Source organism: Streptomyces aurantiaciflavus, assembly GCF_049808595.1.
Taxonomy (GTDB): domain Bacteria; phylum Actinomycetota; class Actinomycetes; order Streptomycetales; family Streptomycetaceae; genus Streptomyces.
Genome location: NZ_JBNCAQ010000007.1, coordinates 217635 through 242151, shown reverse-complemented (window position 1 = coordinate 242151; position 24517 = coordinate 217635). Strand labels below are relative to the sequence as shown.

The 24517-nt window shown below is 71.6% G+C and carries 18 protein-coding genes; 15 read left to right on the top strand and 3 right to left on the bottom strand.

The window, feature by feature from the left end; genetic code table 11:
• Window positions 1–96: 96 nt before the first annotated feature.
• Entirely contained in the window at window positions 97–822 is a 726-nt protein-coding gene (locus ACPT94_RS10355; protein ID WP_425245690.1) for a YqjF family protein, read from the bottom strand.
• A 217-nt stretch (window positions 823–1039) separates the two neighbouring features.
• Here ACPT94_RS10355 and ACPT94_RS10350 point away from each other — a divergent pair, with 217 nt between their 5' ends.
• Complete coding sequence (locus ACPT94_RS10350) at window positions 1040–2029, top strand: SDR family oxidoreductase (protein ID WP_425245689.1); 990 nt, start codon at window positions 1040–1042, stop codon at window positions 2027–2029.
• Window positions 2030–2075: 46 nt separating this feature from the next.
• Here ACPT94_RS10350 and ACPT94_RS10345 read toward each other — a convergent pair whose 3' ends face one another.
• Entirely contained in the window at window positions 2076–2363 is a 288-nt protein-coding gene (locus ACPT94_RS10345) for a hypothetical protein (RefSeq protein WP_425245688.1), read from the bottom strand.
• A gap of 225 nt (window positions 2364–2588) precedes the next feature.
• Here ACPT94_RS10345 and ACPT94_RS10340 point away from each other — a divergent pair, with 225 nt between their 5' ends.
• The 4 genes from ACPT94_RS10340 to ACPT94_RS10325 all read left to right on the top strand — a co-directional run bounded on the left by ACPT94_RS10340 (window position 2589) and on the right by ACPT94_RS10325 (window position 6697).
• Window positions 2589–3674 (top strand): S-(hydroxymethyl)mycothiol dehydrogenase, encoded by a 1086-nt coding sequence (locus ACPT94_RS10340; RefSeq protein ID WP_360331804.1) that lies wholly within the window; start codon window positions 2589–2591, stop codon window positions 3672–3674.
• A gap of 202 nt (window positions 3675–3876) precedes the next feature.
• Complete coding sequence (locus ACPT94_RS10335) at window positions 3877–4239, top strand: bifunctional 3-phenylpropionate/cinnamic acid dioxygenase ferredoxin subunit (RefSeq protein ID WP_360331801.1); 363 nt, start codon at window positions 3877–3879, stop codon at window positions 4237–4239.
• A complete protein-coding gene (locus ACPT94_RS10330) occupies window positions 4236–5438 on the top strand; it encodes an NAD(P)/FAD-dependent oxidoreductase (protein WP_425245687.1) in 1203 nt (400 codons plus the stop codon). The genes ACPT94_RS10335 and ACPT94_RS10330 overlap by 4 nt, the downstream gene beginning before the upstream one ends.
• A gap of 128 nt (window positions 5439–5566) precedes the next feature.
• Window positions 5567–6697, top strand: a complete 1131-nt coding sequence (locus ACPT94_RS10325) for an aromatic ring-hydroxylating oxygenase subunit alpha (RefSeq protein WP_360331795.1) — start codon at window positions 5567–5569, stop codon at window positions 6695–6697.
• Window positions 6698–6759: 62 nt separating this feature from the next.
• On the opposite strand, the gene ACPT94_RS10320 is transcribed toward ACPT94_RS10325, so the two are convergent.
• Window positions 6760–7557: an IclR family transcriptional regulator gene (locus ACPT94_RS10320; protein WP_360331792.1), complete on the bottom strand. Its 798-nt coding sequence runs from the start codon at window positions 7555–7557 to the stop codon at window positions 6760–6762.
• 153 nt (window positions 7558–7710) lie between these two features.
• Here ACPT94_RS10320 and betA point away from each other — a divergent pair, with 153 nt between their 5' ends.
• The 10 genes from betA (at window position 7711) to redW (ending at window position 24512) form a co-directional block, all read left to right on the top strand.
• Window positions 7711–9381, top strand: a complete 1671-nt coding sequence (gene betA / locus ACPT94_RS10315) for a choline dehydrogenase (protein WP_360331789.1) — start codon at window positions 7711–7713, stop codon at window positions 9379–9381.
• Window positions 9382–9384: 3 nt separating this feature from the next.
• Entirely contained in the window at window positions 9385–10218 is an 834-nt protein-coding gene (locus ACPT94_RS10310) for a methylenetetrahydrofolate reductase (RefSeq protein WP_360331785.1), read from the top strand.
• Window positions 10219–10415: 197 nt separating this feature from the next.
• Window positions 10416–11885 (top strand): aldehyde dehydrogenase family protein, encoded by a 1470-nt coding sequence (locus ACPT94_RS10305; RefSeq protein WP_360331782.1) that lies wholly within the window; start codon window positions 10416–10418, stop codon window positions 11883–11885.
• A 19-nt stretch (window positions 11886–11904) separates the two neighbouring features.
• Window positions 11905–12993: a quaternary amine ABC transporter ATP-binding protein gene (locus ACPT94_RS10300; protein WP_360331779.1), complete on the top strand. Its 1089-nt coding sequence runs from the start codon at window positions 11905–11907 to the stop codon at window positions 12991–12993.
• Window positions 12993–14996, top strand: a complete 2004-nt coding sequence (locus ACPT94_RS10295; protein WP_425245686.1) for an ABC transporter permease — start codon at window positions 12993–12995, stop codon at window positions 14994–14996. The genes ACPT94_RS10300 and ACPT94_RS10295 overlap by 1 nt, the downstream gene beginning before the upstream one ends.
• 13 nt (window positions 14997–15009) lie before the next feature.
• Window positions 15010–15978 (top strand): ABC transporter substrate-binding protein, encoded by a 969-nt coding sequence (locus ACPT94_RS10290; RefSeq protein WP_360331773.1) that lies wholly within the window; start codon window positions 15010–15012, stop codon window positions 15976–15978.
• Between the two features lie 208 nt (window positions 15979–16186).
• Complete coding sequence (locus ACPT94_RS10285) at window positions 16187–18625, top strand: GcvT family protein (protein WP_425245685.1); 2439 nt, start codon at window positions 16187–16189, stop codon at window positions 18623–18625.
• A gap of 571 nt (window positions 18626–19196) precedes the next feature.
• Window positions 19197–19997, top strand: a complete 801-nt coding sequence (locus tag ACPT94_RS10280; RefSeq protein ID WP_360331767.1) for an AfsR/SARP family transcriptional regulator — start codon at window positions 19197–19199, stop codon at window positions 19995–19997.
• Between the two features lie 121 nt (window positions 19998–20118).
• A complete protein-coding gene (locus ACPT94_RS10275) occupies window positions 20119–23355 on the top strand; it encodes a beta-ketoacyl [acyl carrier protein] synthase domain-containing protein (RefSeq protein ID WP_425245715.1) in 3237 nt (1078 codons plus the stop codon).
• On the top strand, window positions 23352–24512 hold the full coding sequence (gene redW, locus ACPT94_RS10270; RefSeq protein ID WP_360331761.1) for an L-prolyl-[peptidyl-carrier protein] dehydrogenase: 1161 nt from the start codon (window positions 23352–23354) through the stop codon (window positions 24510–24512). Before ACPT94_RS10275 ends, redW begins: the two co-directional genes overlap by 4 nt.
• Window positions 24513–24517: the final 5 nt, after the last annotated feature.

The window sequence follows — 24517 nt, the reverse complement described above, 5'->3', positions numbered from 1 at the left end:
CGTGCGGCCCCGCGGAGGATCCGCGTCACGCGCCCGTCCCCGCACCCCGGAGGACTCGTGAGGGCGTCGGCAGCAGCGGGCCGCACCGTCCCGGGATCAGGAAGGGGCCGGCTCCGGGGCGCAGGGCCGGGAGACCCCCAGGCGTACATGCCTGACTCCCTCCGAGAAGTGCACCACGGGTTCGCCGATGGGGGCGGGGAGGCCCGCGGCGGCGGTCAGCGTCTCCTCCAGCACCTCGAGGGCGGCGTCGGCAAGCGGCCACGGCTCGTGCTCGACGGGCGTCTCCCAGAGCACGCCGATCCCGCGTGTGTACGCCCGCCAGCGCGAGGTCAGCCACACGTCCCGCTCCGTCGGCGTGATCGGGTCGCCGGGGCGGACGACCAGACGGTAGGAGGCCCCGCCGACCCATCGCGAACCCGCGTACGCGACGGAGTCCCCGGCCGAGGAGACGCCCAGGGTGCCCGGGTGGTACGGCGCGCCGATCACGCGAGCCGCCACCATCAGGGGGAAGGCGACCTCGATGGACAGGAACCACAGCCCGTCCCGCCCGGTCCGGCGGCGGACGTAGGTCCGCAGGTTGGTCTCCGCGAACGACGGCAGTCCGGGCGCCGTGGCGGGTACGACCGCGGGGCGCACGTCCGCCATGACGAAAGGCGTGAGACTCACCCAGGCGGCGCCGTCGTACACGTCGACGGTCAGTTCGTCGGGGAGCAGCGCCTGGACGTCGTCCGGCCCGAAGGGCCAGTGGACGAACGTCTGCGTCACCCAGCCCGCCCGCAGCGCGGGCAAGCCCACCCGCTGCTCCGCCGCGTACGCCACCACGGACGCGCGAGTCCCCCCGCACGGGTCCACGGAAACATCGACGCCGCCGCGGGCGCGCGAGGAAGCGCGACGGGTGGGCCGCTGGGCCGGTGCGCGGTGGCATGGGCGGGGCCGCTGGGGTGACGGGGGCCGCAGCGACCGGAGGGATTACGGGTACTCGGGCGGGCGGTGAGCCGGACACGAGCGTTCGGCTCGGGCCGATCCGAGGAGGTACGGAATGGGACTGCGCAATCACGTGGTGGTGGTGACCGGGGCGTCCAGCGGGATCGGACGGGCCACGGCCGAGGCCTTCGCACGCAAGGGCTGCGCCGTGGTGCTGGCCTCGCGCCGCGAGGAGGCGCTGGAGGCGGCCGCCCAGGAGTGCCGCAAGCATCGCGGGGCGCGGACGCTGGTCGTGCCGACCGACACCACGGACGTCAGGGCGGTCGAGGACCTGGCGCGGCGTGCGGTGGCGGAGTTCGGCAGAATCGACGTCTGGGTCAACAACGCGGCCGTCAACGCCTATGGCCGTTTCGAGGACGTGCCGTTGGAGGACTTCCGCAAGGTCCTGGACGTCAACGTGATGGGGTACGTCCACGGGGCCCGAGCGGCTCTGCGGGTGATGAGACAACAGGGTTCCGGCACGCTGATCAACATCTCGTCCGTCGCGGGTGCCGTGTCCCAGCCGTACAGCCACCCGTACAGCATGTCGAAGCACGCTGTCCAAGGGCTCGGTTCGAGCCTGCGGCAGCAGCTTCGGGTGGAGGGGGTGAAGGGCATTCACGTGTGCACGGTGATGCCCGCGACCATCGACACGCCGCACTTCGAGCAGGCGGCGAACTTCACCGGACGCAAGGTGGTCGCCATGCCCCCCGTCTACAGTCCCGAGCGGGTCGCCCGGGCCGTCGTGGACCTCGTCGGCCACCCGCGTCGCGAACGCGTGGTCGGCCCCACGGGCCGCGCCCTGGTGCGAGAGTCCCGGATGGCACCCGGGATCGCGGAGCGGACCATGGCATGGCAGACGGACAGGAGCCACCTCGACCACCACGAGGAGGCTCCGGCCACCCACGGAGCGCTGCACGTCCCCGCCCCCGGCGAGGGCGCGGTGCACGGCGGCTGGCACGGACGGCGACGCACCGCCATGCGCAGGACGGCCGTCGCCGCCGCGCTGACGGGAGCGGCCGTGACCGCGGGGCGCCGGGTGAGCCGGGGACTGTCACGCGTGTGACGCGCGGGTCGAGCAGGACCAGGACGCGGACGGGATCCGCTCCGCGTCAGCCCACGCCGGGGAGGTGGTCCATCTCGCCGTCCGACGCGCCTTGAGGAGGGGGAGCGGGGCGTCGACGGCCGGCCGGCGGAGAGAGGGCGGCCGAGGAGAAGTTGAACCGCCTCGACGGCACGAGCACCGACGACCCCGGGTTCCCGCCCTGTTCCGGGAGTCGCGCGCGGATGCGCTGCGGCACGGCCTCGGAGAAGCAGTACGAGTTCCCCCGCCCGCGGGAGAACACCGGGGCGAAGCGGCCGGCCATGACGGCCACGGCCGTCCGGGCCGAGGAGGCCACCGCGCCCACCCGCCCGCACGCGGGCGCATGTGAGGAGCCGCGTCCACAGGGATGCGGCTCCTCCTCGTCTGCGCCGGACTCGCCGGTCACGGTCCGCCCCGGCGGAAACGGCCCGGCCGACCTCTTGACCCTCGTCCTGCCCTCCTCGATGCTCAGTTGCGTATAGCGGTGCGTGTATCGAATGAGGCAACGCGTATCCGCGAGTTCCCGCGCGAGGAGTAACCCATGGCCCACGAGGTGCGTGCCGTCGTCGCCCGGAAGAAGGGCGCCCCGGTCTCCGTCGAAACGATCGTCGTCCCCGACCCGGGACCGGGCGAGGCGCTGGTGAGGATCGAGGCGTGCGGTGTCTGCCATACCGATCTCCACTACCGGGAGGGCGGCATCAACGACGACTTCCCCTTCCTTCTGGGGCACGAGGCGGCGGGCCGCGTCGAGGCCGTCGGGGAGGGGGTCACCGGCATCGAGCCGGGTGACTTCGTCATCCTCAACTGGCGTGCGGTCTGCGGTCAGTGCCGGGCCTGCAGCAAGGGCAAGCCCTGGTACTGCTTCGCCACCCACAACGCGACGCAGCCGATGACGCTGCTCGACGGCACTCCGCTCTCACCCGCACTCGGCATCGGCGCCTTCGCGGAGAAGACGCTGGTCGCGGCGGGACAGTGCACCAAGGTGGACCCGACGGCCCCGGCGACCGCCGCGGGCCTGCTCGGATGCGGTGTCATGGCGGGCTTCGGCGCGGCCGTGAACACCGGCGCCGTCGGACGCGGGGACACCGTCGCCGTCATCGGCTGCGGCGGGGTCGGAATGGCCGCCGTCGCCGGTGCGAGGCTCGCCGGCGCGACCAAGGTCATCGCCGTCGACATCGACCGGCGAAAGCTGGACCGGGCCATGGGCATGGGGGCCACCCACACGGTCGACGGCGCCGAGGGCGATGTCGTGGCGGCCGTGCGCGAGCTGACCGGCGGCTTCGGCGCGGACGTGGTCGTCGAGGCGGTCGGCCGCCCCGAGACGTACCGGCAGGCCTTCTACGCCCGCGACCTCGCCGGCACGGTCGTGCTCGTCGGCGTGCCCACCCCGGAGACGAAGGTGGAGCTGCCGTTGCTCGACGTCTTCGGGCGTGGCGGCGCCCTGAAGTCCAGCTGGTACGGCGACTGCCTGCCCTCGCGCGACTTCCCGGCGCTCATCGACCTGTACCTGGGAGGGCGTTTCGACCTGGACGCCTTCGTCTCCGAGACGATCGGCCTCGGAGACGTGGAGGAGGCCTTCGAGAAGATGCACCGCGGTGACGTGCTGCGCTCCGTGGTGGTGCTGTGAGGGCCGGCGCACCGCGCGGACGCCCCTGCCCGGAGAGGGTTACGCCGTGCCGTTCGTTGCATGTTTCGCAATCTGTTGCGCAAAAAGCAACATCCAAGCGGGTGTCGGCCCGTCCTGTGGACTCCTTGACAAGGGTTTGCGGCCGCCCCCAAACTGACGTTGCGTTCAACGCAATCCGTTTCGCTATACGCACCGAGGTGTCATGATGATTCCCGCGTGCCGTCTCGTGGACCTGCCCCGAGGCGAGGCCTACCGGCTCGACATCGATCCGCCGGTTTCGGTGTTCCACACCGATGACGGCGAGGTCTTCGCCATCGACGACACCTGCACCCATCAGGACGCCTCGCTCGCCGACGGCTGGCTGGAGGGCTGCGAGGTGGAATGCCCGCTGCACGCCTCGAAGTTCGACCTGCGGACCGGAGCCGTCGACGCTCCGCCGGCCAAGCGCCCGGTGCGCACGCACGAGGTCCACGTCGAGGACGGCATGATCTACGTCCGGCTGTCCACGGATGCCCCCAACCTGCCGCCCTGCGTGGCCGCCCGGCTCACCGGGGGTCCCGCGTGAGGACAGTGGCCGTGGTGGGTGCCTCGCTGGCCGGTCTGTCGGCGGCGCGCTCACTGCGGAAGCAGGGCTACGACGGGCGGCTCGTCGTCATCGGCGACGAACTCCACCGCCCGTACGACAGGCCGCCCCTGTCCAAGGAGTTCCTGGCCGGCGACCTCGGCGAAGCCGACCTCGCGTTGGAGTCGGACGACGAGGATCTGCGGGCGGAGTGGCTGCTCGGAACCCGCGCCGCCGGCCTCGACCCGGGGCGCCGCGCCGTGCGGCTCGCCGACGGCCGGGAGGTGAGGGCCGACGGCATCGTCATCGCGACCGGCGCGGCCGCGCGGCCGCTGCCGGGCACGGACGGCCTGGCCGGCGTGCACACCCTGCGCACCCTGGACGACGCCCGCGCCTTGCGGGACGAACTGGCCCTGGGCGGACGGCTGGTGGTGATCGGCGGCGGATTCATCGGCGCCGAGGTCGCCTCCACCGCCTACGCCCTCGGCCTCGACGTGACGGTCGTCGAGGCGGCGCCCACACCGCTGGCCGGACCGCTCGGCGAGACCATGGGCGGCATCGTCTCCGCCCTCCACGCGGACCACGGCGTACGTCTGTTGTGCGGCGTGGGCGTCAAGGGGCTGAGCGGCGAGGAGCGAAGCGAGACGGGGGTCCCCCGGGACGGAGTCCGGGGGAGGGTGGACGCCGTCCAGCTCGAGGACGGCCGGACCGTCCCCGCCGACATCGTCGTCGTGGGCGTCGGCGCACGCCCGTGCGTGGACTGGCTGGAAGGCTCCGGTGTCGCCCTCGACAACGGCGTCAAGTGCGGCGCCGACGGCCGCACCGGCCTGGCCGGAGTGGTCGCGGTCGGCGACTGCGCCAACTGGTACGACCCCCGCTCGGGCGTCCACCGCCGCGTCGAGCACTGGACCGGCGCGCGGGAGCGCCCCGACGCGGCCGTGGCCGCGCTGCTCGCGGGCGGCGCGGTGGAACCGGCCGTGCCCCGGCCGCCGTACTTCTGGTCGGACCAGTACGGCGTGAAGATCCAGTTCGCCGGTCACGCGGCCGGCGCCGACAGCGTGACGATCGAGGAAGGCGCCCCGGACGACCGCGACGTCCTGGCCGTCTACCGGCGCGCCGGGCACCCGGTCGCCGTGCTCGGGATGAACCAGCCGCGGCTGTTCACGCGCTGGCGCAAGCAGCTCGCCGCCGCGGCGTCCTGACGGCGCCGACGCCGCATCTCGTGCCGCTGTCGCGTCCGACAGGCAGCGTTGCTCCATCACAACGACGGCCGGTGTCGCTCTTCCCGGCGCGTGAATGACCGATCCACGACGTTTCGCGAGGAGTGACTGTGACCTCCACCGGCCTTCCGGAAAGCCTGATCGCCACCCTCCCCGGCTCCGCCTACACGGATCCGGGCGTCTTCGCCCAGGAGCAGGAACACATCTTCGAAAGGATGTGGTTCTGCGCCGTGCGCTCCGCCGACCTGGCCAGGCCGGGCGCCTTCAAGACCGTCGAGGTGGGCCGCGAGAGCATCCTGATCACACGCGCACGGGACAACTCCGTACGCGCCTTCTTCAACGTCTGCCGGCACCGCGGGGCCAAGCTCTGCACGGAGGAGACCGGCGAGGTCAAGCGCGCCTTCCAGTGCCCCTACCACGCCTGGACGTACGACCTGACGGGCAAGCTCGTCGCGGCGCCCAACCTCACCAAGATGCCCGACGTCAGCCGCACGGAGTACGGTCTGGCGGGCGTGGCGACGCGGGAATGGCTCGGCTACGTGTGGGTGTGCCTCGCGGAGAACCCGCCCCCCTTCGACGAGGTCGTGCGGGACGTGGTCGCCCGTCTCGGCGACACCGAGTCGATCGAGCACTACGACATCGACCACCTCGAGGTCGGCAGGCGGATCGTCTACGACGTCAGGGCGAACTGGAAGCTCATCGTCGAGAACTTCATGGAGTGCTACCACTGCGCGACGATCCACCCCGAACTCACCGAGGTGCTCCCGGAGTTCGCCGACGGCTACGCCGCCCAGTACTACGTGGGACACGGCGCGGAGTTCGGCACCGGGATCAGGGGCTTCACCGTCGACGGCTCCGAGGGGCTGGACCGCATTCCGGGGGTCACCGAGGACCAGGACCGCCGCTACTACGCGATCACCGTCAGGCCGCAGGTGTTCATCAACCTCGTGCCCGACCATGTGATCTTCCACCGGATGTACCCGGTCGCCGCGGACCGCACGATCGTCGAGTGCGACTGGCTCTACCTCAGGCACGTCGTCGAGAGCGGCAAGGACGTCAGCCGCTCGGTGGAGCTCTTCGACCGCGTCAACCGGCAGGACTTCGACGCGTGCGAGCGCACGCAGCCGGGCATGAGCTCCCGCATGTACGCCAAGGGCGGCGTCCTGGTGCCCAGCGAACACCACATCGCCGAGTTCCACGCCTTCGTCCAGGAGCGTCTGGGGACGGGGCAGCCGCGGTAGCGGCGGCTCGCGGCGGGCCGGCTCCCGGCGCCCGACGGGGGCGTCGACGGCGGCGCACGGTCTCAGCCCAGGTAGCCCATGCGATGGCTGATCTCGTCCGCGCCCTTCACCAGCACCGGGGCGAGTTCGTGCATCCGCTCCTCGGTGAACCGGTACGCCGGTCCGGAGGCGCTGATGGCCGCGACGACCTCTCCGTCCCGGTTGCGGACCGGTGCGGCCATGGCGTGGAGCCCCAGCTCCAGCTCCTCCAGGGTCCAGGCGTAACCACGCTCGAGAGCGTCGGCGAGATTCTTCTCGAGCTTCGTCCTCGCGGTCAGCGTCCGGGGGGTGATCTTCTTGAGGCCGGCCTCGGCCAGCAGCGCGGCACGCTCCTTGGCGGGCATGTGGGCCAGCAGGATCTTGCCGCTGGAGGTGGCGTGCAGCGGGGTCAGCTGACCGACCCAGTTGTGCGCGGCGACGGCACCCGGGCCGCGCACCTGGTACAGGTTGATCGCGTAGTGCTCCTGCATCACGGCGAGGTTCACCGTCTCGCCGATCTCCTCGGCGAGACGCTCGCAGACCGGGCGGCTCTGCTGGGTGATGTCGATGCGTCCAGTGACCGCGCCGGCGAGGCGCACGATGCCGAAACCGAGGCGGTACTTGCCGCGCTCGCCCGCCTGCTCCACCAGGCCGCGCGCCTCCAGGGCGCCGAGCAGCCGGAACGCGGTGGACTTGTGCACATCGATCTCGGCGGCCACCTCGCTGACGCCGGCGTCGCCACGCTGAGCCAGGATCTCCAGCACGGTGATGGCGCGGTCGACGGACTGAACCCCACCGGTCTGCGAACCCGTCGTTTCGTTATCTGGACTGTAGTTGCTCACAACGCAACTATACGGGCAGCGAAAATCCACACCAGCGGCGCGCGTCACAGAGCCGACCCGCACGGCAAGTTGCGTGGCACGCAACCTGGTGCGTATGGCGCTACCCGTACTAGCATGCCGCGCGTATCGACGGCGCGAGCGAGACGAGGCACCATGGCTCCCCTGCAGTACGACTTCGTCATCGTCGGCGGCGGATCGGCCGGCAGCGCACTGGCGAACAGACTCTCCGCGGACCCGGCGAACCGGGTACTGGTCCTGGAGGCCGGCCGGTCCGACTACCCGTGGGACGTCTTCATCCACATGCCCGCGGCGCTGACCTACCCGATCGGCAGCCGCTTCTACGACTGGAAGTACGAGTCCGAGCCCGAGCCCCACATGGGCGGCCGGCGCATCTACCACGCGCGCGGCAAGGTGCTGGGCGGCTCCAGCAGCATCAACGGCATGATCTTCCAGCGCGGCAACCCCATGGACTACGAGCGCTGGGCGGCCGACCCCGGTATGGAGACCTGGGACTACGCCCACTGTCTGCCGTACTTCCGGCGGATGGAGAACTGCCTGGCGGCCGATCCGGACGACGAGTTCCGCGGCCACGACGGCCCCCTCGTCCTCGAACGCGGTCCGGCGACCAACCCGCTGTTCGGCGCCTTCCTCAAGGCCACCGAGGAAGCCGGTTACGCTCCCACCGACGACGTCAACGGCTACCGGCAGGAAGGCTTCGCCAAGTTCGACCGGAACGTCCACCGCGGACGGCGCCTGTCCGCCTCGAAGGCGTACCTCAAGCCCGCGATGAAACGGCCGAACCTCACGGTCAGGACCCGCGCCCTCGTCACCCGCGTCCTCTTCGAGGGAAAGCGCGCCGTCGGCGTCGAGTACCGGCGCGGCCGCGGCGCCCCGCAGCAGGTCCGCGCGGGGGAGGTCATCCTCTGCGGCGGCGCGATCAACTCCCCGCAGCTGCTGCAGCTCTCCGGCGTCGGCAACGCCGGGGAACTGAGCGCCCTCGGCGTCGACGTCGTCCACGACCTCCCGGGCGTCGGCGAGAACATGCAGGACCACCTGGAGGTCTACGTCCAGTACGCCTGCAGCCAGCCGGTCTCCATGCAGCCGTACATGGCGAAGTGGCGTGCCCCCCTCATCGGGCTGCAGTGGCTGTTCAGGAAGGGGCCGGCGGCGACCAACCACTTCGAGGCCGGCGGCTTCGCCCGCAGCAACGAGGACGTGGACTACCCCAACCTGATGTTCCACTTCCTGCCCGTCGCGGTCCGTTACGACGGCTCCTCGCCGGCCGGCGGCCACGGCTACCAGGTACACGTGGGCCCCATGTACTCCGACGCCATCGGCTCGGTGAAGATCAGGAGCAGGGACCCGCGCGAGCACCCGGCACTGCGCTTCAACTACCTGTCCACCGAGCAGGACCGCCGCGAGTGGGTCGAGGCGATCCGCGTGGCCCGCAGGATCCTCGGCCGGCCCGCCCTCGCCCCGTACAACGACGGGGAGATCTCACCCGGACCGTCCGTGGAGACGGACGAGGAGATCCTCGCCTGGGTCGCCAAGGAGGGCGAGACCGCCCTGCACCCGTCCTGCACCTGCAAGATGGGCACCGACGAGATGGCCGTCGTCGACCCGGCGAGCATGCGGGTGCACGGCCTCGAAGGCCTGCGCGTGGTGGACGCGTCGGTGATGCCCTACGTCACCAACGGCAACATCTACGCGCCGGTGATGATGATCGCGGAGAAGGCGGCGGACCTCATTCTCGGCAAGGAACCGCTGCCGCCCTCCCAGGCCGCGTACTACCGCCACCGCGACGCCCAGAAGCAGGCCGGGTAAGCGTTGGGCGCCGAAGGCCTCCGCACGCTGCTGGACAGCGTCCGTTACGAGGTGCTGCCCGCGAAGGCGACCGAGGACAAGGTTCTCGCCCATGTCCCGCGCGACGTCGTCGTCACCGTGACGGCGTCGCCGGTCAAAGGGCTGGAGCCGACCCTCGACCTCGCCACCCGGCTCGCGGCGCACGGCTACCGCGTCGTCCCGCACGTGCCCGCACGGCTGCTGCGGGACGACACGCACCTCAAGGACGTCGTCGACCGGCTCCGCGGCGCGGGCGTCGACGACGTCTTCGTCCCGGCGGGCGACGCCGACCCACCGGCCGGGGTCTACGACGGGGCGCTGCCGGTGCTGCGCAGGCTGGGCGAGCTGGGCAGCCCCTTCGCCGAGGTCGGCATCACCGGCTATCCCGAGAGCCATCCGCTCCTCCACGACGACCTCACCGTCCAGGCCATGTGGGACAAGCGGGCGCACGCCACCTACATCGTCAGCAATCTCTGCTTCGACCCGCGCGTGCTGGGCGACTGGGTGGGCCGGATACGCCGCCGGAACATCGACCTGCCCCTCCATGTGGGCGTCGCCGGGCCGGTGCAGCGGGCGAAGCTGCTGTCCATGGCGACGAGGATCGGCGTGGGGGAGTCGACCCGCTTCCTGACCAGGCACCCCTCCTGGTTCCTGCGCTTCGCGGCCCCCGGCGGCTACGCGCCCGAGCGGCTGCTCGCCCGCAGTGCCGAGGCGCTCACCGCGCCCGCGGCGGGCGTCGCCGGTCTGCACCTCTTCACCTTCAACCAGATCGCCGAGACCGAACGGTGGCGCCGCGCGCTGCTCGACCGACTGCCGTAACGCAGACTTTTCCGTTCCCGGCTTGGAGCGGAAACCGGCTGTATCCGGCCGGTGAACAAGGCGCCCTCGTGGTCGCACGCTTGGCCGAACCGTCATCCCCCAACCCCTTGACGTGCGTTCCCGCATTCTCCAGAGTGTTCCACCACAAGCAATCCGGTGCGCGATGCGCAACGAAGTTCGCTCGAAGGGCTCCCGACGTGGCAGACCTGTATGTGGACGGAGAATGGCGGGAACCGGTGGCCGGAGGCCACCGGGACATCCGCTGTCCCGCTGACGGCACGCTCTGCGCGACCGTGTCCGAAGGGACACGTCCCGACACCGAGGCCGCCATCGCCGCGGCCCGCCGCGCCTTCGACGAAGGGCCCTGGCCGCGCACCCCCGAGCGCGAGCGCGGCGCGCTCCTGCTGCGCACGGCCGACATTCTCGAGCGCGACGCCAAGGAGTTCGCCCGCGCCGAATCGCTGGACACCGGCAAGCGACTGGTGGAGAGCGAGTACGACATCGCCGACGTCGTCTCCTGCTTCCGCCACTACGGCGGGCTCGGCGGCACCGACGCCGGCCGTGTGATCGACACCGGCCGCGACGACGCCGTCAGCCGCGTCGTGTACGAACCGGTCGGCGTGTGCGGCCTGATCACCCCCTGGAACTACCCGCTGCTCCAGGCGAGTTGGAAGGTCGCCCCCGCCCTCCTCGCGGGCAACACGATCGTCCTCAAGCCCAGCGAGCTCACCCCCTCCTCCTCGGTCCTGCTGATGAGGGCACTGCAGGAGGCCGGGCTCCCGGCCGGCGCCGCCAACCTCGTCCTGGGAACCGGTCCCGAGGCCGGCGCACCGCTCGCCGAGGATCCCGGCGTCGACATGGTCTCCTTCACCGGCGGCCTGGACACCGGCAGGCGGATCATGGCCACCGCCGCCGCGACCGTGAAGAAGGTCGCGCTGGAACTCGGCGGCAAGAACCCCAACGTCGTCTTCGCCGACGCCGACTTCGAGACGGCCGTGGACTTCGCGCTCACGGCCGTCTTCCTGCATTCCGGGCAGGTCTGCTCGGCCGGCGCCCGGCTGATCGTCGAGGACTCGCTGCACGACCGCTTCGTCGACGAGGTGGTCCGCCGCGCCCGGCGGATCCGCCTCGGCGGCCCCTTCGACCCCCAGGCGGAGACCGGAGCGCTGATCTCCGCTCAGCACCTGGCGAAGGTCGAGGCGTATGTCGCGGCCGGGCTCGCCGAGGGCGCCGTACTGCGCTGCGGCGGCGAACGTCCCCGTGACCCGGCGCTGGCGAACGGCCACTACTACCCGCCCACCGTGCTCGACGAGTGCCGGCAGGACATGCGGGTGGTGCACGAGGAGTCCTTCGGGCCCGTGCTCACCGTGGAGCGCTTCACCGACGAGGACGACGCGGTGCGCGTCGCCAACGACACCGAGTACGGACTCGCCGGGGCGGTGTGGACGCAGGACGCCGGAAAGGCCCAGCGGGTCGCCCGGCGGCTGCGCCACGGCACGGTGTGGATCAACGACTACCACCCCTATGTGCCGCAGGCGGAATGGGGTGGGTTCGGGCACTCCGGCGTGGGCCGGGAGCTGGGACCGACCGGCCTGGACGAGTACCGAGAGCCCAAGCACATCTGGCAGAACATCCGACCCAGGCCGCAGCACTGGTTCCGCGGCTGAACGCCGAAAGAGGTCGACCATGACCCCAACACAGACCGAGACGCCCCGGCGGCGCGGCACCCCCCAGGACGCGGCCCCGACGCCGGTCATATCCGTGCGCAAGCTGTGGAAGGTGTTCGGGCCGAAGGCGGACCAGGTACCGGACTCCGCGGAACTGTGCGCGCTCACCCGCCGGGAACTGATGGACCGCACCGGCTGTACCGCCGCCGTGCGCGACGTGAACTTCGAGGTCGCGCCCGGCGAGGTCTTCGTCGTCATGGGCCTGTCCGGCTCCGGCAAGTCCACCCTGGTGCGCTGTCTGACCCGGCTCATCGAACCCACCGCCGGCGAGATCGTCTTCGAGGGCGAGGACATCCGTGACGCCGACGCGAAGCGGCTGCGCGAACTGCGACGCAACAAGTTCTCCATGGTGTTCCAGCACTTCGGGCTGCTGCCCCACCGCCGGGTCGTCGACAACGTGGCGTTCGGGCTGGAGATCCGCGGCATGGGCAGAGCCGAGCGCACCAGGCGGGCACTGGAAGTCGTCGAACTCGTCGGCCTCGCCGGATACGAGAACTCCTACCCCGATCAGCTCTCCGGCGGTATGCAGCAGCGCGTCGGTCTCGCCCGGGCGCTGGCCGGCGATCCGGACGTGCTCCTCTTCGACGAGCCGTTCTCGGCGCTCGACCCGCTGATCCGCCGGGACATGCAGAGCGAGGTCGTCCGCCTGCACCACGAGGTCGGCAAGACGATGGTGTTCATCACCCACGACCTCTCCGAGGCGCTGAAGCTGGGCGACCGCATCCTCATCATGCGCGACGGCAGGATGGTCCAGTGCGGCACCGGCGACGAACTGGTCGGCGCCCCGGCCGACGACTACGTGCGCGACTTCGTCAAGGACGTGCCGCGCGGCGACGTACTGACCCTGCGGTGGATCATGCGCCCCGCGGAGCCCGACGACCCCCTGGACGGGCCCGAGCTGGGTCCGGACGTCGTGGTGCGGGAGGCCACCCGGGCGGTGCTCGCGGCGGAGAAGCCGGTCAAGGTCGTCGAGGACGGCAGGCTGCTCGGCATCGTCGGCGACGAGGAGATCCTCGCGGTGGTCGCCGGACAGGAAGGCGACATGTGATGACCGTCGCCGTGGAGAAACCGGAGAAGACGGAGACGGTGGAGCAGGTCGCGCCGCCGGTCGCCAGGGCGCGCGGGATCAGCCGCCGCACGGTGCTGGCCGCGATCATGGTCGTCTGGCTGGTGCTCTTCGCCGTGCTGCGCGGAAAGCAGACGCTGACGCTCGCCGCGGCCGACCTCACCGATCTGCACCGCTGGTTCAACGACGTCAACGACTCGATCGGCGCGAACCGCAACTCCAACCCGCTCTTCCTGTACTTCTTCAACGAGATCCGCCTGGTCATCGACACCCTGGTGACCTTCGTCCAGGACCTGATCGCCCAGCCCTCCGACGGCCGTCCCGTCCCGCAGATCGGGTGGCTCGGTGTCGTCGGCATCACCGGCTACGTCTCGTGGGCCGTGGGCAATTGGCGGGTCGCGCTGCTCGCCGTGGCCGGGTTCGTCTTCTTCGGGCTGCAGGGCCTGTGGCAGGAGAGCATGGACACCCTGGCGCTCACCCTCTCCGCGGTCCTCGTGGCGCTGCTGTTCGCGATCCCGCTGGGCGTGTGGGCAGGGCTGTCGGACCGGTTCAACCGGATCGTGACGCCGTTCCTGGACTTCATGCAGACGATGCCGACCTTCGTCTACCTGGCCCCCCTGACTCTGTTCTTCCTCATCGGCCCGGCCTCCGCCACCATCGCCACCGTGATCTACGCGGCTCCGCCGGCGATCCGCATCACCGCGCACGCCATCCGCTCCGTTCCGGAGACCACCGTCGAGGCGGCCGACTCGCTGGGTGCCACCCGGTGGCAGGCGCTGCTGAAAGTCCTGCTGCCCATGTCGAAACGGACCGTGGTGATGGGCGTCAACCAGTCCATCATGGCCGCCCTGGCCATGGTCACCATCGCCGCGCTGATCGACGCGCCCGGTCTCGGCAAGACCGTCGTCCAGGCACTGGAGTCGCTCGACGTGGGCACGGCTTTCAACGCGGGCCTGGCCATCGTCGTCATGGCGATCGTTCTCGACCGGGTCACCACCGCGGCGAGCGGACGTGAGGAGGCGGCCCGGCGCTCGGGCGGCCGCTTCCGCGCCTGGCGGCGGCCGCTGCTGGCCGCGGGCGGGGTGGTCACGGCTGTTCTCGTCTACATGTCGCACACCTACGTGTGGGCGGCGGAGTTCCCGGGCGAGGGTGACACCGGCAGCTCCATCGCGAGAGCAGCGGACACGGCGACCACCTGGGCGCAGGACCACCTTTCCGGGCTCACCAACACCTTGCGTGACGCCATCACCAACGGCCTGCTCAACCCGTTCCAGTCGCTGCTCACCGACTCGCCGTGGTGGCTCGTCGGTGCGGTGCTGATCGGGCTCGGCGTGGTGTTCGGCGGCGGGCGCGCCGGGGCCGTCACGGCCGTGTGCGTGGGGCTGCTGGTCGGCACGGGCATGTGGTCGGACAGCATGACGACGTTGGCGTCGACCCTCGTCGCGACCGTGCTCGTGATGGTGCTCGGTGTCGTCTTCGGGGTGTGGATGGGCCGCAGCCCGCTCGTGGACCGGGTGCTGCGGCCCAGCCTGGACGCGGCGCAGGTCATGCCGCCGTTCGTCTATCTCGTGCCGTTCCTCGCGCTGTTCGGCGCGACACGGTTCACGGCCATCGTCGCCGCCGTCGTCTACGCGGCGCCGGTCGCCATCAAGATCATCGCGGACGGGGTGCGGGCAGTGCCCGAGACCACCGTCGAAGCGGCCACCTCCGCCGGGTGCAACACCTGGCAGATCATCACCAAGGTTCAACTGCCGATGTCACGCGGTGCCCTGACGCTCGCGACCAACCAGGGCCTGATCTACGTGCTGTCGATGGTTGTTGTGGGCGGCCTGGTAGGTGCGGGCGCCCTCGGCTACGACGTCGTGGCCGGATTCTCGCAGGGAGAGCTGTACGGCAAGGGGCTGGCGGCAGGGCTCGCCATCGTACTGCTCGGAGTCATGTTCGACCGGATCACTCAGGCAGCGGCGCGACGCGCGAGCGCTTAAGGAGCAGGAGACCATGGCAAGACACTGGCGAGCCGGCGCGGCCGGCCTGGCCCTCCTCGGCCTCACCCTCACCGCGTGCGGAGGGGCGAAGGTCGGCGAGAGTTCCTCGGGTTCGGACAGCTCGGGCAGCTCCGCCAAGTGCGGCACGTTCAACCTCGCGGTCAACCCGTGGGTGGGCTACGAGGCCAATGCGGCGGTTGTCGCCTACGTGGCCGAGAAAAAACTGGGCTGTACGGTCAACAAGAAGAACCTGAAGGAAGAGATCGCCTGGCAGGGCTTCGGCACCGGCGAGGTGGACGCGATCGTGGAGAACTGGGCTCACGACGACCTGAAGAAGAAGTACATCACCCAGCAGAAGGTCGCCGTGGAGGCGGGCCTGACGGGCAACAAGGGGCAGATCGGCTGGTACGTACCGCCGTGGATGGCGAAGAAGTATCCGGACATCACCGACTGGAAGAACCTCGACAAGTACGCCTCCCTGTTCAAGACGTCGGAATCCGGCGGCAAGGGGCAACTGCTGGACGGCGACCCGTCGTACGTGAGTTACGACGCGGCGCTGGTGAAGAACCTCAAGCTCGATTTCAAGGTCGTACAGGCAGGCAGCGAGCCCGCGCTGATCCAGGCGTTCCGCCAGGCCGAGGCCAAGAAAACGCCGCTGCTCGGGTACTTCTACGAACCGCAGTGGTTCCTCGCGGAGATGCCTCTCGTCAGAGTGAACCTCCCCGCGTACACGAAGGGGTGTGACGCCGACCCGCAGAAGGTCGCCTGTGACTACGCGGTCGACGACCTTGACAAGATCGTCAGTAAGAAGTTCGCGGATTCCGGCAGTCCCGCCTACAACCTGGTGAAGAACTTCAACTGGACCAACGACGACCAGAACCTTGTGGCGAAGTACATCGCGAACGACAAGATGAGCGCCGAGGCAGCGGCGAAGAAGTGGGTCGACGCCCACCCCGACAAGGTCGACGCCTGGCTCAAGTAGCACAGAGCCGAAGGGGCCGGTCGAACACGCCCGGCGGGCGGTGCGCACCCGTGTGCACCGCCCGCCGGGCGTTGCCGTGTTTCGTGCTGTTCCCCGACGTCACGGACCCCTTGACACCCTCTCCCCGAGACAGGCACATTGAGTTGCGCAACCTGAATCATGTTGCGTAGAAGGCAACTCGACCGGTTCTGAATCCGGAGGTGCGGCGATGACGGGACCCCGAGTGGTGATCATCGGAGCGGGCGTCGTGGGAGCGGCACTCGCGGACGAGATCTCCGCACGCGGCTGGACCGAAGTGACCGTGGTCGACCAGGGCCCGCTCCCCGCCACCGGGGGATCGTCCTCGCACGCCCCGGGCCTGGTCTTCCAGACCAACCCCTCCAAGACCATGACCGAGCTGGCCCGCTACACCGTCGAGAAGTTCTGCTCCCTCGACGTCGACGGACAGCCCTGCTTCCTGCAGGTCGGCGGCCTCGAGGTGGCGACCACCCCGGAGCGCGTCACGGAACTCCACCGCCGCCACGGCTGGCTCACCTCCTGGGGCATCGAGGGCCGGCTGCTGAGCGCCGAGGAGTGCGTCGCAGAGCACCCACTGGTGAACCCGGACAAGGTCCTCGCCGGCCTCCTCGTCCCGACGGACGGCCTCGCGAAGGCCGTCCTCGCCGTCGAGGCGCAGATCCGCCGGGCCACCGAGCGCGGCGTACGCTTCCTCGCCCGCCACGAAGTCCTCGACGTCCTCCGGGCCGACGGCCGGGTCACCGGCGTCCTTACCGACCAGGGCGAGATCCCCGCCGACGTCGTCGTGTGCTGCGCCGGCATCTGGGGCCCGAGGATCGCCCGCATGGTCGGCATGAACCTCCCGCTGACCCCGCTCGCCCACCAACTGGCCTGGACCGGCCCGGTACCGGCCCTGGCGGGCCAGACCCGGGAGGCGGTGCGCCCGATCCTGCGCCACCAGGACGCCGACCTCTACTACCGGGACCGCTTCGACGGCCTGGGCATCGGCTACTACGGCCACCGTCCGATGCCGGTCTCCGCCGACGACATCCTGTCCGTGGACGAGGCCGACGGGATGCCGTCCGTGCTGAAGTTCACCGAGGACGACTTCGCGGACGCCTGGACGGAGACCCAGTCACTGCTCCCCGCGACGAAGGACGCCAAGGTCGAGGAGGGCATCAACGGCCTGTTCTCCTTCACCACCGACGGCCTGCCCCTCCTCGGTGAATCCCCGGACGTGAAGGGCTTCTGGGTCGCCGAGGCCGTCTGGGTCACCCACTCCGCGGGCGTGGGACGGGCCATGGCCGAATGGCTGGTCGACGGCCACTGCTCCTCCTTCGACCTGCACGAGTGCGACGTCAACCGCTTCGAGCCGCACCAGCTCTCCCCGGAGTACGTGCTGGCCCGCGACTGCCAGAACTTCGTCGAGGTGTACGACATCCTGCACCCGCTGCAGCCGTCCGGGGACCCGCGCCCGATCCGCACGAGCCCGTTCCACGCCCGCCAGCAGGAGCTGGGCGCCTTCTTCCTGGAGGCGAACGGCTGGGAGCGCCCCCAGTGGTACGAGGCCAACGCGAACCTGGTCGAAGGCCGTTCCCTCCCCACGCCCAACGAGTGGGCCGCACGCTACTGGTCGCCCGTCGTCGGCGCCGAGGCACAGACCACCCGTGAGACCGTCGCGATGTACGACATGACGGCCCTCAAGCGGCTCGAGGTCAGCGGGCGCGGCGCCGCCGACTTCCTCGAGCGGCTGTGCACCGGCAAGGTCGCCAAGTCCGTCGGCTCGGTGACGTACACCCTGCTCCTCGACCACGACGGCGGCATCCGCAGCGACATCACCGTCGCCCGGCTGGCCCCCGACCTCTTCCAGGTCGGCGCCAACGGCAACCTGGACCTCGACTGGTTCACCCGCCACCTCCCCGCCGACGGCACGGTCCAGGTGCGCGACATCACCCCCGGCACCTGCTGCATCGGCCTGTGGGGACCGCTCGCCCGCGAGGTGCTCCAGCCGCTCACCGACGCCGACTTCTCGGCGGCCGGCCTGAAGTACTTCCGCGCCCGGCGCGCCCACATCGGCTCCGTCCCCGTCACCGCGATGCGCCTGTCGTACGTCGGCGAACTCGGCTGGGAGCTGTACACCACCGCCGACCTGGGCCGGAAGCTGTGGGACACCCTGTGGCGGGCGGCCAGGCCGCTGGGCGGCATCGCGGCCGGCCGGGGCGCCTTCAACAGTCTCCGCCTGGAGAAGGGGTACCGCTCCTTCGGCACCGACATGACCTACGAGCACGACCCCTACGAGGCCGGGGTCGGCTTCGCCGTCAAGGCCGACAAGGACGACTTCATCGGCAAGGCGGCCTTGGAACGGCGCAAGGCCGACGTACGGCGGAAGCTGACCTGCCTCACCATCGACGACCCGCGGGCGGTCGTCATGGGCAAGGAGCCGGTCTACGACGGCGACCGCCCGGTCGGCCATGTCACCAGCGCCGCCTACGGCTACACGATCGGCAAGGGGATCGCCTACGCCTGGCTGCCGACGGAACTCACCGACCCCGGCACCACCGTGCACATCGGCTACTTCGACCAGCGCGTCGAAGCGGTCGTGGCCGAGGAACCGCTGTTCGACCCGGCGATGTCCCGTCTTCGCGGCTGAGTGGTCCGCGGGGGCGCCGGGACCCGACCGGGCCCTCTCGCCCCGGGGCCGTGGCCGCGCTGCTTGCGAAGGCGCTGTCGGCGTACGCGAGGGAACCGGCCGCCCGGGTGCCGACGGCCGAGGCGCTGGAGCGCTTCACCCGGCTGTGCGTACGGCGCACCGCGGGCGGGCTCGCGCCGTCCGCCCGGTCGGGACTCGACGTCCGTACGCCGGCCCGCGCCGCCGGGCCGGCGTGGCCGAGCAGGCCTTCTACGCCGTCGCGGCGCCGCTTTCCGTCGGCTGCTGGATCCGAACGAAAGGATGACGCGGCCCCGGGCATTCCGACTTCCGTTCAGGAGAAAGCAGATCAGTGGGCTGATGACGTCGATCGGGCAGGCTGTGAGAATGGTCGGCGGACAGGGCGTCGCATTCCGGCTTCCGCATTGACGGACGTATCCGGGGACATGGGCCGGGGGAGGGCCGCCAGCGCGTCCTGTCGGCGTGGCGGGGCAATCGCGGATGTCCCGGTGCGGATTCCTGTGCGGGTTCAACATGTGGGGGAACTTCTGTGCAGATCAATATTCTCGGCCCGGTGTCCGTCACCGTCGGGGAACGGACGTACGAGGTCCGGGCGGGCAAGGTCCGGGCCATGCTCACGACGCTCGCGCTGGAGGCGGGCCGCGCCATCTCGCATCTCGAACTCGCCGAGGAGCTGTGGTCGGGCCATCCGCTCGGCAACCCCCGCAACGCCCTGCAGGCCCACGCCACCCGTGTCCGCAGGCTGCTGGACCGGCCCGGGCGGGACGGGGGGCGCGAGACGAGCGTGCTGCGGGCGGTGTCCAACGGCTACCTGCTGGACGTGCCGCGCGACTGCGTCGACGGCAACCGGTTCCTCGATCTGGCCTCCCAGGGGGCGAGGACGCTGCCCACCGCCCCCGACAGGGCCCTGCGGCTGCTGGAGGCCGCCTTGTGCCTGTGGCGCGGACCGGCGCTGCTCGACGCGGGGGAGGGCCTGCGCTGCCGGAGCGCGGCGGTGCTGTTCGAGGAGCGCCGGCTGACGGCCTGGGAGCAACTGGCCGGCGCCAGGCTGGCGCTCGGCGACGAACCACAGGCGGTCGCCGAGCTGCGGCGACTGGTGGCCCGGTATCCGCTCCGGGAGCACTTCTGCGAGCTGCTCATGCTCGCTCTCTACCGGTCGGGGCGGCAGGGCGACGCCCTGGAGCTGTTCCGCCGCACCCGGCAGCGGTTCGACGAGGAACTGGGCATTCTGCCGGGTGCGCGGATGCAACGCCTGCACGCCGAGATCCTCGCTCAGGACCCCGTGCTGAGCCATCCCGCCGCCGTGGGGCGCCTGCGCCGGGAACCGGGCCGTGACGGCCTGCTGGCGGTCTGACGACCGGGCGGGGCGGGTCGTGACCGCCGACGAAGCCCTGGCGAGGACCGACGCGACCGCCGGGGAGCCGGCCACCGCGGAAGCCGGGGAAACGGCCATCCAGGAAGAGGAGCCCTCCGAGATGCGCCCCACGCCGGACACCGGCACCGGCCCGGCCCCCCGCACCGGGCCGCCGCCCTGTACCGGCCCGGACGGCGGTACCGCGCGGCGAGAGCCGGTCGCCCTCGTGGGCATCGCCGCGCTCTACCCTCACGCGCGCGGTGCCGACGCCTACTGGCGGCTGCTCACGGCCCGGGAGCAGCCGGATCCGGGCGCCGCACGGGCACTGTCCGATGTCACCGTCGACGTCGCCCGGTTCGGCATTCCGCCCGCACAGGCGAGGTCTCTGGCCCGGATGCAGCTCCTCGTGCTGGAGGCGGCGCGCCAGTGCCTCGACGACGCGGGACACCCGCGGCGGGCGCTGCCGACCGACCGCACCGACGTGATCGTCGGCACCTGCTTCGGCCTCGACCGTCAGTACGCCAACGCCCTGCGCGTCGAGGGCAGTCGGTACGCCCGCGACCTGCGGCGGGTGCTGTCCGGGCCGGAGTCCGGCGGCTTCGGTCGGGACACCGCGGCCCGGGCGGCGGAGGAGTTCCGCGCGGCGCTGTCGCGGCGCTACGGCGCGTCGCCGCACGACCGGGTCGGCGAGATGGCCAGCACCATCCCGGCGCGGGTGGCGTCCGCCTTCAAACTGAGTGGGCGCACCCTCGCCCTGGAGTCCGCCGACGTCACCTCCCATCTGGGGCTCGCCCTCGCGGTCGACAGCCTGCTCGGCGGCGTCTCGGACGCCGTCCTGGTGCTCGCGGGCCAGCAATGGGAGGGCCGCTTCCTCTCCCGCGCGCTGGCGGCGAAGGGGCTCCAGGCGTTTCCCGCCCGGCCCCTCGACCCGGACGGCACGGGCTTCGTGCCCGGTGAGGGCGTCGGTGCGGTGCTGCTGAAGCGGCTGTCGTCGGCGCTGCGCGACGGCGACCGCGTCTACGCGACGATCCGCGACTGCTCGCTCCACCACGACGCGCGCCCCGGCGTCTTCCGCTATCCCACGGCATCGAGGCCGCGCCGTGCGGCAGCCGAGGCCGGTCACCGGAGGGTCGGTACACCCCCCGCCTCGGTGCAGTACGTCGAGTGCGCCGGCTACGGGGTGGGCGCCGAGACCAGGGCCGAACTCGACGCGCTGGCCGCGCTGTTCGCGGAGGCGGCCCCCGGTTCCGTGGCGCTCGGCAGCGCCCGGGACCGGCTGGGGCACACCTTCGCGAACTCCGGGCTCGCCAGCGTCACCAAGGTCGCGTTGGCGCTCCACCACCGCACGCTGCCGCCGCTGAGCCCGCAGGCGGGACCAGCGGGCGACCGCTCCGCCATGTCGGGCGCCCTGCCCGCGCCGTTCCGTGTCCCCCGGGCGGCGGAACCCTGGCCCGCACCGGCGGACGGTGCGCCCCGCAGGGCCGCGGTCAGCGCCACGTCCCTCACCGGGACGCTGTGCCACCTGATCCTGGAGGAGCACCTGTCCGACACGGCCGCGCACGACGTGCCCAGCTGGGGGGCCGCCGCGTCGGCGGAGGCTTGTGCGGCTGACTCCATGGGCGCTGGTGGAACCGCGGCTGCCGCTGAGCCGGTGGCCGGCGTCGGCCGGGCTGCTGCGTCGGCGGGGGCCGGTACGGCTGATCCCGGGCCGGATGCCGGTGCTGCTGCTGAGCCGGCAGCGGCTTCTACGCCCGAACCCGAGGCGACCGCGCGCCCGTTTGCCGCCCCCGTGGCGGCCTGCGCCGCTGAACCCGTGTCGGTGGTGGCCTGCGCTGCCGAACCCGTGCCGGTGGTGGCCTGCGCCGCCGAACCCGCGCCGTTGGCGGACCGCGCGGCCCAACGGGCGTCGTTGGCGGCCCGCGCCGCCCAACCCGCTTCCGTGGTGGCCCGCGCCGCCGAACCCGTCGCGGTGGTCGGTTTCGCCGGACGGTTCGCCGGGGCGTGTGACGCCGACGCCTTCTGGCAGGTCATGCTCTCCGGACGGGACCGTATCGGGCCGCTGCCCGAGGCGCTGCTCGACCGGGGGCAGTACCACGTCCCGGATGTGCTCAGCCTGTCGCACACCTACACCGACCACGGCGCCCCGGTGCCGGTGCCTCAGGAGCCGCCGCCCGGCCTGCGCGTACCGCCCCGGCGCTACGCGGCCATGGACGCCGCCCAGCGGCTGACGCTGGCTGTCGCCAGCGAGCTGTTCGCCGGGTCCGGCCGTGCGCCGGGCACGCTGACCGGCACCGGCCTGGTCGCCGTCGGCAGCAACCTCGGCCTGTCCCGGGAGCGTTACCTCAACGCGAGGCTCTGCCTCGACGAGTACGAGGCCGAGGTGGGCGGACTGGGCGCGCTCGGCCACCTCTCGGCGGACGAGGTGCGGGCCGTGCTCAAGCTGGTCCGCGAGTCCTGCGGCGAGCCGCCGGACGTGGATTCCCCGGCGGCTCTCGACGGCGCTCTCGCCGGCGGCGTGGCCGCGCTGCTGGCGAACGAACACGGGCTGTCCGCCGTGCCGGTGGCCGTGGAGGCGGCGTGCGCGTCGTCGCTGGCCGCCCTCGACGTGGCGGTGAACCGCCTGCGGTCGGGCAGCGCGGACTACGCCGTCGCCGGCGGCGTGGAACTGCCCTGCAACGCCCGCGACATGGTGCTCTGCTCGGGGCTGGGGTTGCTCTCGCACGAACGGATCACCCCCTTCGACGTCCGCGCCGACGGGTTCACCCCGGGCGACGGCTGCGCCCTGTTCCTGCTCAGGCGCTACCGGGACGCGGTGCGTGACGGCGATCCCGTGGTCGCGGTGCTGCGTGCCGTCGGCGCGTCCAACGACGCAAAGTCCCTCATCGCACCGGATGCCGACGGCCAGGCACGCGCCATCGGGCGGGCCTTCGAGCAGGTCGACTTCGAACCCGGCGACGTCGACTACCTGGAGGCCCACGGCACCGGCACCCGCGTCGGCGACCGCGTGGAGGTGACGGCGGCGGCCCGGGTGTACGGCGGGGGGCGGCGCGGCCGCCCGCTGCACATCGGGTCGGCCAAGTCGTTCTTCGGCCACACCTTCGCCGCCGCGGGCGGCGCGGGGCTCCTGCGCGTCGTACAGGCCCTCAGGGCCCGGACCCTCCCGCCGAACGCCAATCTCCGCACGCTGAACCCGGAGCTGGTACGGGAGCTGGAGAGCATCCCCGCACGCGTCGCCACGGCTGCGGCGCCCTGGGAGCCGGTGTCGGGGCGGCCGCGGCGTGCCGCCGTGAGCTCCTTCGGCACCGGCGGCATCAACTACCACCTGTTGATCGAGGAAGCGAAGGACGGACCGCGATGAACTTCGACTTCGACGCGGAGACCGGGGAGATGCGCGACATGGTCGTGCGCTTCGCGGGGGGTGAACTCACCGCCCCGCCCGAGTTCGACCCGGAAGACTTCCGGCGGCGCTGGCGGCTGGCCGGCAAGCAGGGGCTGGTCGGCAGCACCGTCCCCGTCGCGTACGGCGGCAGCGGCCTGGACGCCGTCTCCGCCGCGGCGATGACGGAGGCGCTCGGGCAGGGCTGCACCGACACCGGGTTCGTCTTCTCGGTGGCGGCGCACCTGTTCGCCGCCGTGATGCCGGTGGTCGAGTTCGGCACCGAGGAACAGAAGCACCGCTGGCTGCCCGCCCTCGCCTCGGGGGAGCGGATCGCGGCGCACGGCGTCACCGAGCCGGAAGCCGGATCGGACGCGCTGCGTCTGCGCACCCGTGCCACGCGGGACGGCGGACGCTACGTACTGAACGGGTCCAAGTGCTTCATCACCAACGCGCCCGTCGCCGATGTCTTCGTGGTGCAGGCCGCCACCGTCCCGGGCGGAGGCTTCTTCGGCCTGACCACGTTCCTCGTCGAGGCCGGGACGCCCGGGCTGAGCGTCGGCCGCCGCTACGAGAAGGCCGGGCTGCGCGGGTCCCCCATGGCCGACGTCCACTTCGAGGACTGCGGGGTGCCCGCCGACCAGGTGCTCGGCGCGGAGGGATCGGGTGCCGCCGTCTTCGCGTCGTCCATGAGGTGGGAGCGGACGTGCCTGTTCGCGGCCTATCTGGGGGCGATGAAGCGGGTCCTGGACGACACCGTGGAGCACGTGCGGGAGCGTCGGCAGTTCGACGCCGCAATCGGCTCCTTCCAGGCCGTCGGCCACCGGGTCGTGGACATGATGCTGCGGTACGAGTCCGCGCGGCTGATGCTCTACAAGGCCGCCAGGGCCCTGGCGGACGGCAGTGACGACGAGGTCGGCCCCGCGCTGGCGAAGCTGGCGGTGAGCGAGGCGGCGGTGCAGCTCGGCCTGGACGCCGTCCAGCTCCGCGGCGCGCTCGGCGTCCTCGACGGCGAGTCCCACACCCTGCTGTGCGACGCCGTACCCGCCCGGATCTTCTCCGGGACGAACGAGATCCAGAAGAACAACATCGCTCGTGCGCTGGGACTCGGCGGCCGGCGCGCCGGCGTGCGCCGCTGACGCCG